At 75.1% G+C, this 15137-nt stretch carries 4 protein-coding genes; all 4 read left to right on the forward strand.

Features of this window, described 5'->3' with window-relative positions; genetic code table 11:
• The first annotated feature begins 2 nt into the window (after nt 1-2).
• Entirely contained in the window at nt 3-6650 is a 6648-nt protein-coding gene (locus ABTY04_RS24945) for a non-ribosomal peptide synthetase (RefSeq protein WP_352215604.1), read from the forward strand.
• 26 nt (nt 6651-6676) lie between these two features.
• Nucleotides 6677-9181, forward strand: coding sequence for a non-ribosomal peptide synthetase (locus ABTY04_RS24950; protein WP_352215605.1), 2505 nt, complete (start codon nt 6677-6679; stop codon nt 9179-9181).
• A 66-nt stretch (nt 9182-9247) separates the two neighbouring features.
• A complete protein-coding gene (locus tag ABTY04_RS24955) occupies nt 9248-14083 on the forward strand; it encodes an excinuclease ABC subunit UvrA (RefSeq protein WP_352215606.1) in 4836 nt (1611 codons plus the stop codon).
• Nucleotides 14080-15123 (forward strand): hypothetical protein, encoded by a 1044-nt coding sequence (locus ABTY04_RS24960; RefSeq protein WP_352215607.1) that lies wholly within the window; start codon nt 14080-14082, stop codon nt 15121-15123. Before ABTY04_RS24955 ends, ABTY04_RS24960 begins: the two co-directional genes overlap by 4 nt.
• The last annotated feature ends 14 nt before the right edge of the window (nt 15124-15137 follow it).

Genomic DNA, 15137 nt, shown 5'->3' on the forward strand with positions numbered 1-15137 from the left:
CCATGACAGCAGCGCGTGAACTCCTGGACGGGCTGACCGCGGACGGAGTACAGCTCTGGGTACAGGACGGCCGGCTGCGCTTCCGGCCCGCCGATTCCCTCACCCCCGAGCGGCTGGCACAACTGCGCACGCACAAGGAGGAGATCCTCCGGCTGCTGTCGCGCCCCGCCACCGACGGGTCCGGCGCCGTCCCCGCCGGCCCCGGGGAAGCCGGGCCGGCCGAGCCGCTGACCGCCGAGCCGCGTTCCGGTCTGCTGCCGCTCTCGTACGGACAGGAGAGCCTGTGGTTCCTGGACCGGCTCGGTCTGAACTCCAGCTACAACGTGGGCGTCGTCGTCCGCATCGAAGGCGCCCTCGACGTCCCCGCACTGCACCGCGCGCTCGACGAGACCGTCCGGCGCCACGAGGTGCTGCGCACCCGGTTCGGGGCCACCGAGGGCACGGTCGCCCAGCTGCCGGCCGCCGGTGAGCGGGTCACGCTGGAACGCGTCGACCTGAGGGCCGTACCCGAGGCCGACCGCGCCGAGCGCTCCCAGCGGGAACTCGACCGGCACTTCGACATCCACTTCGACCTGGAGCACGACCCGCTGTTCGTCGTCCAGCTCCAGCAGCTCGGCCCCGCCACCCATGTGCTCGCCGTCAACGCCCAGCACATCATCGTCGACGGGCCCTCCCTCGGGCTCGTCTTCGACGAACTGAAGGAACTGTACGGCGCCTTCCACGAGGGCCGGCCCAGCCCGCTGCCGGAGCCGCCCGCCCAGTACGCCGACTACGCGCTCTGGCAGCGCCGCCATTTCGGCACCGGCGAACTCGCCTCGCAGGTCGCGTACTGGCGCGACCGGCTCGACGGCGCCCCCGAAGGTCTCGACATGCCGCTGGACCGCCCCCGCGGCGAGCAGGCCGACTTCGCCGGGAGCTCGGTCAGCTTCACCCTCCCCACCGAACTCGTCGAGGCCCTGCGCCGGGTCGCCGCGACCTGCTCGGCCACCCCGTTCATGGTGCTGCTCGCCGGGTTCCACATCCTGATGAGCCGCTGGTGCCGCCAGGACGACGTCTGCGTCGGCATCCCCGTCGACGGGCGGGCCCACCCCGACGCCGCCCGCATGGTCGGCTACTTCGCCAACACCGTCGTCATCCGCGCCGACCTCGCCGGCAATCCCACCTTCGACGGCCTGCTCGAACAGCTGCGCGGCAGCGTGGTCGGCGCCTACGACCACCGCCACCTGCCCTTCGACCGGCTGGTCGCGGCGCTGCGGCCCAGCCGGAGCCAGTCCCGCCAGCCGCTCTTCGACGTGATGTTCTCCTACCAGGGGCAGCAGGAGTTCGAACTTCCCGGCCTCGACCTCACCGTCCTCGAACAGCCCAGCACCACCGCCAAGTTCGACCTCTCCCTCTTCGTCTCGGACACCCCCGAGGGCCTGTACGGCAGCTTCGAGTACGCCACCGGGCTCTTCGACGCCCGGACCGTGGAGCGGCTGTCCCGGCTGTACGTCAGCCTGCTCGAAGGCATCGCGGCCGCACCCGGCACCCGCATCCTCGACCTGCCCGTCCTGACTCCCGCAGAGACCCGCGCCCTCACCGCCGAGGCGCCCGCCGCGGGAGCGGCCGCCACGATCCGCACGAGGTCGCTGGCGGGATGGTTCGAGGAGGGGGTGCGGGCGTGGGGAGAGGAAACCGCCGTCATCGACGGCCCCGCACACCTCTCGTACGCGGAGCTGAACGCGCGGGCGGACCGGGTGGCCCGGTCACTGGCCGCCCGGGGCGCGGGCGCAGAGTCGGTCGTCGCCGTGCTGCTGCCGCGTTCCGAGCTCGCCGTCACCTCCTTCGTCGGAGTGCTGAAGGCGGGCGGGGTGTACCTGCCGGTGGACCCGGACCTCCCGCTGGAACGCATCCTGTTGATGCTGGAGGACGCCGCGCCCGCAGTCGTCGTCACCGATGCGGCGGGCGCGGAGCGCCTGGCGGGCACGCGCACACCGCTGCTCGTGCTGGACCCGGCACTCTCCGCCTGTGAGCCGGGCGCGGCGTACCCCCCGGTGGAGGTGACCGGCGCCTCGGGCGTGTACCTCCTGTACACCTCCGGCTCGACCGGCCGCCCCAAGGGCGTCCTGATGCCCACCGCCCCGCTGCTCAACATGATGGAGTGGCACTTCGCCGACCTCCCCACCGGACCCGGCCGGACCACCGCCCAGTTCACCGCGCTCAGCTTCGACGTCTCCGTCCAGGAGATGCTCTTCACCCTGCTGGCCGGTGCGGCGCTGGCGATCGTTCCCGAGGACGTCCGGCGCAGTCCGCAGGAGTTCGCCCCCTGGCTCGAAGAGCACGGCGTGACGGACCTGTTCGCGCCGAACATCGTCATCGAGCTGATGTGCCGGGCCGCCCTGGAGCAGGGCCGGACCCTGCCCGCCCTCGCGCACATCGCCCAGGCCGGCGAGGCACTCGTCCTCAGCGACGCCATCCGCGAGTTCTGCCGGATCCGGCCCGGCCGCCGCCTCCACAACCACTACGGCGGGACCGAGATCCAGGTCGTCACCGCCCACCCCGTCGACCCCGACCCCGGCACCTGGCCCGCGGTGGCCCCCGTCGGCCACCCCGTCTGGAACACCTGCGTCTACGTGCTCGACGAGGCGCTCGGCCTGGTGCCCGACGGGGTCGCCGGGGAGTTGTACGCGGCCGGTCCCTGCCTGGCGCGCGGCTATGCGGGGCGGCCGGACCTGACCGCGGACCGGTTCCTGCCCGATCCGTACGGCCCGCCCGGCTCCCGCATGTACAAGACGGGGGACCTGGTGCGGCGCCGACCCGACGGCGCCGTCGAGTACCTCGGCCGCACCGACCACCAGGTCAAGATCCGCGGCATGCGCGTCGAACTCGGCGAGATCGAGACCGCCCTGCGCCGCACCCCCGGAGTCCGCGAGTCCGTCGTCACCGCGCGCACCGACGCCCAGGGCTTCAAGCAGCTCATCGCCTACGTCGTCCCCGCCGACCCGGCCGCGGCGCCGGGCCCCGCCGAACTGCGCGCCCGCCTGCTGGACCGGCTGCCCGGCCACGCCGTCCCCTCCGTCTTCCTGACCCTCGACGCCCTGCCCCTGACCCGGCACGGCAAGACCGACCGGAGCGCCCTGCCCGCCCCCGACACGACCGCGGTGGACAGCGGCACCGCGTACGTACGGCCCCGCACCGGCGTCGAACACCTGGTGGCGGAGATCTGGCAGGAGGTGCTGGGCATCGAACGCGTCGGAGCCCTCGACGACTTCTTCGCCCTCGGCGGCCACTCCCTGCTGGTCTCCCAGGTGCTCGCCCGGCTGGGCCGCGCCTGCGGCGCCGAGGTCTCCGTACGCGACTTCTACAACCAGCCGACCGTCGCCCAGCTCGCCGCACTGATCGCCACCGCCGCCGGCGGCGCCCGCACCATCGGCCGCCGCCTCGAAGGCGAGCCGGCCCGGGCCTCCTTCGCCCAGGAGCGGATGGTCTTCCTGCACCTGCTCCAGCCGGTGGGCGGGCTCTACAACGTGGCCGTCCCGCTCGACCTGCACGGTCCGCTGGACACCGGCGTGCTGCGCGCCGCGCTCGACGAGATCGTCCGCCGCCACGAGACCCTGCGCACCGGCTTCGAGCTGGGCGGCGGCTCGGTGGTCCCGGTGGTGGACGAGGCGGCCCGCTGCCCCTTCGCCCTCGTCGACGCCTCGGACACCGCCGACCCGGCAGCGGAGGCCGCCGCCCTGGTCCGCCGCGACGCCGAGACCGCCTTCGACATCGAGACCGGGCCGCTGCTCCGGGCCACCCTGGTCCGGTCCGCGCCGGACCACCACGTACTCGCCCTGACCGTCCACCACATAGCCTTCGACGGCTGGTCCGTGGACGTCATGATCGGTGAACTCGGTGCGCTCTACGAGGCCTTCCTGCGCGGGCGGCCCTCGCCGCTGCCCGAGCTGCCGCTCCAGTACGCCGACTACGCGGCCTGGCAGCGCGAGGAACTCCAGGGCGTCGCCCTGCGCGACCACCTCCACTACTGGAAGCAGTACCTCGCCGGCACCCCGCACGCCCTCGAACTCCCCACCGACCGCACCCGCCCGCCCGTCCCCGACTTCGCGGGCGACGCCGTCGCCTTCACCGTCGACGCCGGGCTGACCGCCCGGCTGCGGGCCCTGTCCGAGCGCAGCCGGGCCACCGTCTTCATGACCGCCATGGCCGCCTACAGCGCCCTCCTGCACCGGCTCAGCGGCCAGGACGACCTGTGCGTCGGCTACTTCTCCGGCAACCGGTCCAGCGTCGAGACCGAGCGGCTCATCGGCCTCTTCGTGAACACCCTCCCGGTCCGTTCCCGCACCACCGCCGGACAGACCTTCACCGCGCACCTCGCCCAGGTGCGGGAGTCGGTGCTCGGCGCCCATGCCCACCGGGACCTCCCCTTCGAGCTGCTCGTCGACGAGGTGCAGCCCGACCGCGACGTCTCCCGGCACCCCGTCTTCCAGGTCGCCTTCGGCTACTACCCGGCGGCCGCCGGAGCCGCCGGCGACAGCCCCGGCGACTCCGGCCCGCACATCACCCCGGCCGCCCACCAGCCCGACACCTGGATGTCGAAGTTCGACCTCAGCCTCTACCTGCGGGAGACCGGCGGCGGTCCGGCCGGCGGCCCGGCCGACACCCTGGCCGGCGAACTGGAGTTCTCCACCGCCCTGTTCGACCGGGCCACCGTCGAACGCTTCGCCGCCTGCTACGTACGGCTGCTCCACGCCGTCACCGAGGACCCGGACACCGCCGTGGACGCGCTGGCGCTGCTCGACGGCGCAGAGCGCGCACGGGTGCTGGAGGAGTGGGCCGGCCCGGTCGCCCGGGTGCCCGAGCAGACGCTGCCCGAGCTGTTCGAGGCCCGGGTCGCCGTCACGCCCGACGTGCCCGCCGTGTACTGCGGCGCGGCCTGCCTCACGTACGCCGAGCTGGACGCGCAGGCCAACCGGCTCGCCCGCATCCTGACCGGACTCCGCGCCGGGCCCGGGGACTTCGTGGCCATCGCCCTCCCGCGCACCGAGCTGATGACGGTCGCCGTCCTCGCCGTGCTGAAGTCGGGCGCCGCGTACGTCCCCGTCGACCCCGGATACCCGGCCGACCGGATCGCGCTCATGCTGGAGGACTCCGCACCCGCCCTCGTGCTGACCTGCGAGCAGGTACGCGACCAGATATCCGACGGCGCCGCCCCCGCCCTTCTGGTCCTGGACGATCCCGAGACCGCGGCCGCCGTCGCCGCCCGGCCCGCACACGCCCTCACCGACACCGAGCGCACCGCCCCGCTCCACCCGCTGCTCCCCGCCTACGCCATCTACACCTCCGGCTCCACCGGCCGCCCCAAGGGCGTGGTCGTGGCCCACCGCAGTGTCGCCAACCTGGCGGCCTGGGCGGGGGAGGCCTTCGGCGGCGGCGCCCTGGACCGGGTACTGGCCGCCACCTCGCTCAACTTCGACGTCTCCGTCTTCGAGATGTTCGGCCCGCTGCTCTGCGGCGGCTCCGTGGAGATCCTGCCGTCGCTGCTCGCCCTCGCCGACCCGGCCGCAGGCCCGTACCGCGCCACCCTGCTCAGCGGGGTCCCCTCGGCGCTGGCCCAGCTCGTCGCCACCGGCGCCGTACGGGCCGAGGCGGACACCCTGGTCCTGGCGGGCGAACCGCTCGCCGCGAAGGCGGCCAACGACATCGGCCGCGCGGTCGGCGCCGGGCTGCTGGGCAACCTGTACGGCCCGACCGAGGCCACCGTGTACGCCACGGCCTGGTACTCCCGCGAGGGAGCCGACGGGACCCCGCCGATCGGACGCCCGATCCGCAACACCCGCGCGTACGTGCTCGACGGCGCGCAGCGGCCGGTCCCGGTCGGCGTCGTCGGCGAGCTGTACCTCGGCGGAGAGGGCCTCGCGCAGGGGTACCTGGGCCGCCCCGGGCTGACCGCCGACCGCTTCCTGCCCGACCCCTTCGGGCCGGCCGGTGCCCGCATGTACCGCACCGGCGACCTGGTCCGGTGGACCGCGGACGGCGAGCTGGTCTGCCTGGGCCGTGCCGACCAGCAGGTCAAGATACGCGGCCACCGCATCGAGCCCGGCGAGATCGAGGCACACCTCGCGGAGCACCCCGATGTGGAGCAGGCGGTGGTCGGCGTCGAGCAGCGCGGCGGCGACCGCAGGCTCGTCGCCCACCTGGTCTGCACCCGGCCGGTACCGGCCGGGGAACTGCGCGAGCACCTGTCGCGGCGGCTGCCCGGCTACATGGTGCCGGCCGCGTTCGTCCTCCTCGACGAGCTGCCGCTGAACGTCAACGGCAAGGTCGACCGGGCCGCCCTGCCCGCAGCGCAGGACGCCGATGCCCGGGACGGCACGGACCACGTGCCGCCGACCACCCCGCTGGAGAAGGAGCTCGCCGAGATCTGGGCGGACGCCCTCGGCATCGAACGGGTGGGCCTGCTCGACAACTTCTTCTCCCTCGGTGGGCACTCGCTGCTCGTCACCCACCTCAGCGCCCGCATCAAGCAGCGGCTGGGCGTGGAGATCGAACTGATCGTCTTCTACACCACGCAGAACCTGGGCGAACTGGCCCGGCACCTGTCCGGCCTGACGGACTCGACGCACTCGACCGACTCGACGCACCTCACGCAACCGGCCGCCTCGCTGTGACGCACGCGGGCCGAAAGGGGAATTCAGTGACCACCACAGGAAACGAGGCCGCGGACACAAGGGCCGCAGCCCCCGCCGACGTGCCGTTCCACGTGGGGCCGGCGGCCGGCCGAGCCCTCGCCGAAGCCGCCCGGCGCCACGGCGTGGACGTGCCGTCCGTACTGCTCGCCGCGGTCCTCGCCACCCGGTTCCGGCACACCCGCCGGGAGAACGCCGAGATCCGCACCGCGGCCGGCCAGGAGCGGGTGATCCCGGTGACGGCCACCGGAGACCTCACCTTCGCCGAACTGCTGCGCGCGGTCGACAAGGGCCTCGCGGAGGGCCCCTCGGCCCGACCGGCCGACGCCGACTCAGACTCCGACACCGCGACCGCCGCCGGGGCGGCGCGGCAGACGACAGCCGAACGGATCCTGTTCCACTGGTCGGCGGCGGCCGCCCCGGCGGACGCGGCCGGGACGGCGGTGCGGACCGGGCCGGAACACGGCATACGCGTGCAGTGCCTCGTCGATGCCGACGGGACCGGGCTCCGCGGCAGTGTGGGGCTCGCCGGACTGCCGTCCGGGGCCGGTGCCGCGGGCTGGACCGACGCCCTGCTCACCCTGCTCACGGACGCCGTGACCCGCCCGGAGGCCCGGCTGGACGAGCTGGCCCTCCTCTCCGAGGACCGCCAGGCCGAGGCCGCGGCCGCGGCCAACGCGCACTTCGAGCGCTACCCGGACCTGCGGCCGATCCACGCCGCCTTCGAGGACGCGGCCCGCCGCGACCCGGACGCCGTCGCCGTCGAGGCGGGCGGCCGGGCCACGACGTACGGCGAACTCGACGGCCGGGCCAATCTGCTCGCCGCCACCCTCGCCGAGACCGGCGTCGGCCCCGAGAGCCTGGTCGGCGTGTGCGTCGAGCGCTCCGCGGACCTGCTGGTCGCGCTCCTCGCGGTCCTCAAGCGCGGCGCCGCCTTCGTCCCGCTCGACCCGGCCCTGCCCGCCCCGCGGGTCGCGGTCATCACCGGCGACGCCCGTGTCGCCGCCGTCCTCGCGGGGGAGTCCCAGCGCGAGCGGCTGGCCGCGGCCGTGGCCGGGCCGCTCATCCCGGTACCCGCCGAGGGCTCGGCGCCGCACCCGCCGTACGTCGAGGTGTCCCTCGACCACGCCGCGTACGCGTACTACACCTCGGGCTCGACCGGCACCCCCAAGGGCGTGGTCATCGACCACCGCTGCGCCGCGGGCCGCCTGGAGTGGCTGGGCCGGCGCTACGGCCTGCGGCCCGGCGACCGGGTGATCCACAAGACGCCGCTCATCTTCGACGTGGCGATCTGGGAGCTGTTCGGGCCGCTCGCCGCGGGCGCGACCGTCCTGATGGCCGACCCGGGCGCGGAATCCGACGTCGTGCACCTGAGCCGGCTGCTGTCGACGGAGCGGACCGTGTTCGCCCACTTCGTGCCCTCCATGCTCAACGCCTATCTCGACCTGGCCCCGGACACCGCCGCCCCCGATCTGCGCTGGGTCCAGCTGTCCGGCGAGGCCGCCGGCAGCCATCTGCTGGAACGCTTCACCGAACGGTTCGACGCCGAACTGCACAACCTCTACGGCCAGACGGAGACCTCCGAGGTCGCGGGCTGGGAGGGCCGCTCGTACGCAGGGCACGGCGGGCTCCCCATCGGCCGGCAGATCGGCATCTACCGGCTGTTCGTACTCGACGAGGCCCTGCGCCCGGTGCCGCCCGGCGTCCCCGGCGAGCTCTGCGTCTCCGGCACCGGAGGGCTCGCCCGCGGCTACCTCGGCCGCCCCGCGCCGACCGCCGAGCGGTTCGTACCGCACCCGTACCCGGTGGCGCCCGGCGAGCGGCTGTACCGCACCGGCGACCTGGTCTCGGCCGGTGCCGACGGCTCGATCCACTACCTGGGCCGGGTCGACAACCAGGTCAAGATCCGCGGCTGCCGCGTGGAGACCGGCGAGGTCGAGGCCGTCCTCGCGGGCCACCCCGGGATCCGCGCCTGCGCCGTCTCCGTCTTCCGGGACGACGACGGCGCGGGCCAGCTCGCCGCGTACGTGGTCGCGGCCGCGTACGCGGACGCGCCGGACGTCGAGGCCCTGGCCGCCTTCGCCGAACAGCGGCTGCCCGGCTACATGCTGCCCGCCGTGTACGTCCCGGTCGAAGAGCTGCCGTACACCCCTTCGGGCAAGCTGGACCGGCTCCGGCTGCCCGCCCCCACCCTCGCCGACCGGCAGGCCCGCAGCGGCGGCGACGCCCCGCGGGCGGGGCTGGAGGAGGAGGTCGCGCTGCTCTGGCAGGCGGTGCTCGGCGTCGGCAAGACCGGCCGGACCGACAACTTCTTCTCCGTCGGCGGCAATTCGCTGAAGTCCCTCCAACTGCTCAACCGGATCAACGCCGCATTCCACGTCCAGGTGTCGGTCCGGGACTTCTTCGGTCTGCCGACCGTGGAGGGCCTGGCCGCCGCCGTGGAGAAGGCGCTCACCGAGCTGGTCGCCGGAATGACCGACGAGGAGGCGGCTACACTCCTGAGCCGGCTGTGATCGAGACGGCGGCGGGACGCCGGCCCGGACCGGGCCGGGCGGCGGAAGGGCTCTGCGGTGGGTGCGATGGGTACGTCGGGTGACGGCGCGGCGGGAGCCGCGGGCTTAGGACTGCGGATCGAGGGCGCGACGGAGAACAATCTCCGGGACATCGACGTCACTCTGTCCGACGGGATCACGGCCGTGGTGGGAGCCTCCGGCTCCGGCAAGTCCTCGCTCGTCTTCGACACCCTCTACCGGGAGGCCAGGCACCGGTTCCTGGCCACCCTGGCGGCGGCCCCGGCCGGCGCCGCCGCCAGGGCCGCCCGGGTCCGTGCCGTCCACGGCCTGCGGCCCGCCGTCGCGGTCGGACAGAACGTCCTCAACCGCAACCCGCTGTCCACCGTCGCCACCGCCGCCGGCATCCACCCCTTCCTGAGGGTGCTCTTCGCCCGCTTCGCCACGCTGCGCTGCCCGCACTGCTCCGCGACGACCGAGACCATGCCCGCCGAGGAACAGCTCTCGGTGCTCCGGGCCGCGGCCGACGCGGCGGGCGCCGCCGAGGTCGCCGCCCCGCTGGTGCGCGGGGCCGAGGGCAGCCACGTTCGGCTGCTGGCGCATCTGGCCGGACGGTTCGGGCGGGAGCGGCTCACCGTGGACGGGCTGCCCTGGACCGGGGATCCCCTGGATCCGGCGCTGCCCCACACGATCGAGGTCGGCGTCGGCACTCTGGCCGCCGGGGAACCGGCCCGGACCGCCCGGGCCCTGCTCGACGAGGCGGCCGCGCTCGGCGCGGTCCAGCTGCGCATCACCACCCCGGACGGCGCCAGCCGGATCCTGTCCCGGGCGGCCCTGTGCACCGGCTGCGGGGCGGCCCTGCCCGCCGTCCGCCCCCAGGACTTCCGCAGCGGCACCGCGCAGAACGGCGCACCGGGCAACGGCACTGTCAGCACCGGCATGCCCCGGACCGGCGGCCACGAACTGGCCGGCCACACCTTCGACGCCTTCCTCGGCCTCGACGTGACCGGCGCCCGCGCCGTCCTGACCGGCGCCGCGCTGCCCGCCCACGCCGACGCACCCGTCCGCCACGTCCTGCGCCGCCTCCAGGCCCTGGACTCGCTGGGCCTCGGCTACCTGGCCCTGGACCGGCCCTCCCCGACCCTCTCGCGCGGCGAGGCCCAACGACTGCGCATCGCCGTCCTGCTGGCCAACGACGTGGAGGACCTGCTGCACATCCTGGACGAGCCCACCATCGGCCTCGGCGCCGCCCAGGTGCGCGCGCTCATGGACGAACTCGCCGAGCTGGCCGGCCCGGTGGTACTCGTCGAGCACGACCGCACCGCCGTGGCCGGCGCCGACCGCGTGATCGAGATCGGCCCCGGGGCCGGACCGGACGGCGGGCGCGTCGTGTACGAGGGAACCCCGGGCGGCCTCTGGGAGGGCGACACCGTCTCGGGCCGCTGGTTTTCCGGCCGGGAGGGGCTCACCGCCCCCGCCGGGGCCGCCGTCGCCGCTGACACCGAATGGCTCACCGTGCGCGGCGCCCGCCACCACAACCTCACCGGCTTCGACTGCTCCTTCCCCGTCGGCGCCCTGACCGTCGTCACCGGCCCCTCCGGGGCCGGCAAGAGCACCCTGGTCCGCGACGTCCTCGTCGCCTCCCTGGAAGCGAAGGAGCCCCGCGGCTGCACCGCGGTCGAGGGCCGTACGCTCACCCCGCTCACCGTCGACCAGGCGCCCATCGGGATCAACCCCCGCTCCAACCCGGCCACCTACACCGGCCTCGCCGACCGGATCCGGGCCGTCCTCGCCGCCGCGACCGGAGCCGAAGCGAGCGTCTTCTCCTTCAACCGCACCGAGGGCGCCTGCCCCGAGTGCGCCGGCATGGGATCGGTGGAGGTCAAGCTCCGCTTCCTGCCCTCGGAATGGGTGCAGTGCGAGGCCTGCGGCGGCCGCCGCTACGCCACCGCGGCGCTCGCCCTGCGCGCCGAACTCGCCGACGGCCGCGACTACTCCGTCGCCGAGGTGTTCGAACTGAGCGTGCGGGAGGCAGTACCGCTCTTCGGCCACGACGCCAAGGCCCGCCGCATCCTGACGGCCCTCACCGACGTCGGCCTCGGCTACCTGACCCTCGGCCAGCCCTCGCCGACCCTCTCCGGCGGGGAGGCCCAGCGCGTCAAACTCGCCCGCCAGCTCGCCGCGAGCCGCCCCGCCCAGCTCGTCTACCTCGACGAGCCCAGCACCGGCCTGCACCCCGCCGACGTGCCCCGGCTCGCCGCCCTGCTGCGCACCCTCACCGACCGGGGCTGCACGGTCGTCGTCGTCGAACACCACCAGGACATCGCTGCGATGGCCGACTGGACCCTGCGCATCGGCCCCGGCAGCGGCCCCCACGGCGGCCGGCTGCTGCACGCCGGACCGCCCGGTCCGCGCCCCGAGGAGCGGGTCCGCCCCCCGGCCGGGCCGCGCGCCCCGCGCCCCGCCCGCACCGCCGTCGAGATCACCGGTGCCCGCGCGAACAACCTGCGCGACGTCTCGGTCTCCCTGCCCAAGAACACCCTCACCGCCGTCGTCGGGGTGTCCGGCTCCGGGAAGTCCTCGCTCGTACGCGACGTGCTCGAAGCCGAGGCCACCCGGCGGCTGCTGGAGTCCCTCTCCCTGTACGAGCGCCAGTCGGTGCGCGAAGGCCCCCGGGCCGGGGCCGCGTCGGTCACCGGCCTCGGCCCCACCCTGGCCATCGGCGCCGACCGGCGCGCCCCCGGCCTGCGCAGCACCGTCGGCTCCGCCACCGACCTCAGCCCCCACCTCGGCGTCCTGCTCGCCTACGCGGGGGCCCGGACCTGCCCCGACTGCGGCGGCGCGCAACGGCGCACGGGCCACCGGCCGGGCAGCCCCTGGGCCTGCACGGACTGCGGCCGCCCCGGACCCCCCGCCGACCCCGCCGACTTCTCCCCGATCCGCTACGAGGCGGCCTGCCTGCGCTGCCACGGCATGGGCACCGTCGCCGTACCCGTCGTGGAGCGCCTCATCACCCGGCCCGACCGGCCGCTCTGCGACGGCGCGATGTACTCGCCCGGCTTCTATCCCCGCGCCTACCACTCCAAGCCCGCGAACGGCGGGTACTGGATGCTGCAGGCCCTCGGCGAACGCCACGGCTTCGACCCCGAGACCACCCCCTGGCAGGAGATGGCCAAGGAGGCCCAGGACGCCTTCCTGTTCGGCCAGGAGGAAGTGACCCTCTCCGACCGGGCCCGCGTCACGCCCGGGGCCACCGTCCTGTGGCGGGGCGTGTTCCGGATCATGGACGGCTGGGACGTCGGCGGCCTCTACACCGAGAGGGTGCTCTGCCCGCCCTGCGGCGGCGGCCGCCTGCGCCCCGAGTTCCTCGACCAGAAGGTCGCCGGGCTGGGCCGGTACGAGCTGCACCGCGAGCCCGCCGCCGCCGTCCATGCCGCCCTGGCCGCGCTGCGCCTGCCCGAGGGCGCGCCCGGCTGGGCCGCCTGGTCGCACGGCGTGGCGCTGCGCCGCCTGGAATTCCTCGGTCGCGTCGGCCTCGGCCACCTCCACCTGGACCGGATGGCCAACACCCTGTCCGCCGGAGAGCTCCAGCGGGTCCGGCTCACCGCCCTGCTCGGCGCCGAACTGACCGGCATGACCGTCCTGCTGGACGAGCCGTCCCGGGGCCTGCACCCGCGCGAGGCCGACGTCCTGGGCGACGTACTTGAGGAGCTCACCGGACGCGGCAACACCGTCGTGGTGGTCGACCACGACAGCCGCATCGTCTCCCGGGCCGGCCACCAGATCGTCATGGGCCCGGGGGCGGGCCGCCGCGGCGGCACCGTGGTCGCCGCCGGAACCACCGCCGAGGTCAGGCGCGAACCACCTGCCCGCGCACTGCTGGAACGCCCCCTGCCCGGCCGGGCCGCCGGCCCCCGGGCCGAGCCCACCGGCCGGATGACTGTACGGGGGCCCGCCGAGAACAACCTCGACGGCCGGGACGTGGTCATCCCGCTCGGCGTCCTGACCGGGATCTGCGGGGTCTCCGGCTCGGGCAAGTCCACCCTCGCGATCGACATCGTGGCCCGCGCGCTCGCCCCGAAGAAGCTCACCACCTCGGCGGCGGCCACCCCCGTCGCCCCCGGCGCCCACGCCCGCATCGAGGGCGCCCCCCGCCAGGTCAGGCACGCCGACCAGAGCAGCACCGGGATCACCTCGCCCGGTGCCTTCCTCAAGCTGCTCGCCCCGCTGCGCGAGGCGTACGCGGACACCGCCGCGGCCCGGGAGCGCGAACTGACGGCCGAGGACCTCCAGCCGCGCTGCGACGCCTGCAAGGGCAAGGGCACCGTCACCGAGGACATGGGCTTCATGCCTGCCGTCCACCGGCCCTGCGACGCCTGCGAGGCCACCGGCTACCGCGCCGAGGCCCGCGAACTCGTGGTGCGCGGCCACAGCCTGCCCGCCCTGGAACGGCTGACCGCCGAGGAGGTCCTGGAACTGTGGGGGGACCTCGACCCGGTGGCCCCCGTGCTGCGCTCGGCCGCCGCCCTCGGCCTCGGGCACCTCAGCCTCGGCCAGGGTGTCGCCACCCTCTCCGGCGGCGAGCGCCAACGCCTCAAACTGGTACGGGAGCTCGCCAGGCCGGCCGCCCGCCCCACCCTCTACATCCTCGACGAGCCGTCCGCGGGCCTGCACGACGCGGACGTCGACCAGCTCGTCGAAGCGCTGGACGGCCTGGTGCGCCGGGGCCACAGCGTGCTCGTCGTCGACCACGACGTCCGACTGCTGGCCTGCTGCGACCGGCTCCTCGAACTGGGCCCCGGCGGCGGCCCCGACGGCGGCCGGGTGGTCGCCGAGGGCACCCCCGAGGAGCTGGCCGCCGGCGACACCGCCACCGCCCCCTACCTGCGCGAGGTACTGACGTGAGCAAGGCCGTGCCCCCGATCGCGACCGCCGTGGAGGGGACCGGGCTGGCCGCCTCCGCCGCCTTGCTGCTGTTGTGCGACCGGTCGCCCGCCCTGCGCGCCCGCGTCCTGACCGAACTGCTCGGGGTCCCCGCCGACGACCCCGAACTGGCCGACCTGCTGGCCCGGCGCACCACCGACCCCGAGATCCGTGAACTGCTGACGGCCGAGCCCGCCGACTTCCAGCAACTGTGCATGCTGCTGTGCCGGCTCGGGAACCTGGGACTGGACCGGGACCACCCCCGCGTGGCCGAACTGGCCGAGCGGGTCTTCGCCGAGCAGCGCCCGGACGGAGCCTTCCCGCTCGACCGGTTCCGCACCGACGAGCGCTACTCCATGATCCCGCTCCAGGCGTCGGTGCCGCTGCGGGCCGTCGCCGCTGTCGGCGCCGCCACCGACCCGCGGGCCGAGCGCGCGTACGGCTGGCTGCTCGACCGGCGCCTCGCGGACGGCTCCTGGCCCACCGGCCTCGTCGCCGGGCAGCCCGGCGGGGTCCCCGGCTACCGCAGGCTGCCCGGCTCGCCCGGCTGCCGCGCCAACACGCAGGCGGCACTGGCCGCCTTGGTCCTGCATCCCGGCAGGGCCGGCAGCGAACCGGCCCGGCGCGCGGTGGACCTGCTGCTGCGCCGCGAGACCCGGGACGAATGGGCGCTCGGCACCGAGACCGCACGGCTCCAGGGGCGCGAGCGCGCCGCCGGCTTCATCTCCCTGTACGCCCGCTTCGACCTGGCCTTCGTCCTCGACCTGGCCTCCCGGACCGGCATCTCGCCGCGCGACGCCCGCGTCGCCGATCTGGTCGCCTTCCTGGAGGGGCTGCGCGGCCCCGGCGGGCTGTGGGAGCACCCCGCCCATCCGGAACTCGGCCGCTGGCTCACCCTCGGCCTGCTGGCGAGCCTGCGCCGTCTCCACGCCACGGCCGCGGACCCGGCGGCCGGGGGCTGGACGGGCGAGGGACCACGGCTCGCCTTCCGCCCCGCCGAGGCTCCGGTCAAACGGCACTGAGCCCGGCAGGCCGC

The organism is Streptomyces sp. NPDC097981 (genome assembly GCF_040302565.1).
GTDB lineage: Bacteria > Actinomycetota > Actinomycetes > Streptomycetales > Streptomycetaceae > Streptomyces.

Excerpts from the sequence above, each read along its gene's own strand:
- ABTY04_RS24945 (WP_352215604.1), top strand. The coding sequence starts at position 3 with ATGACAGCAGCGCGTGAACTCCTGGACGGGCTGACCGCGGACGGAGTA.
- ABTY04_RS24955 (WP_352215606.1), top strand. The coding sequence starts at position 9,248 with ATGGGTACGTCGGGTGACGGCGCGGCGGGAGCCGCGGGCTTAGGACTG.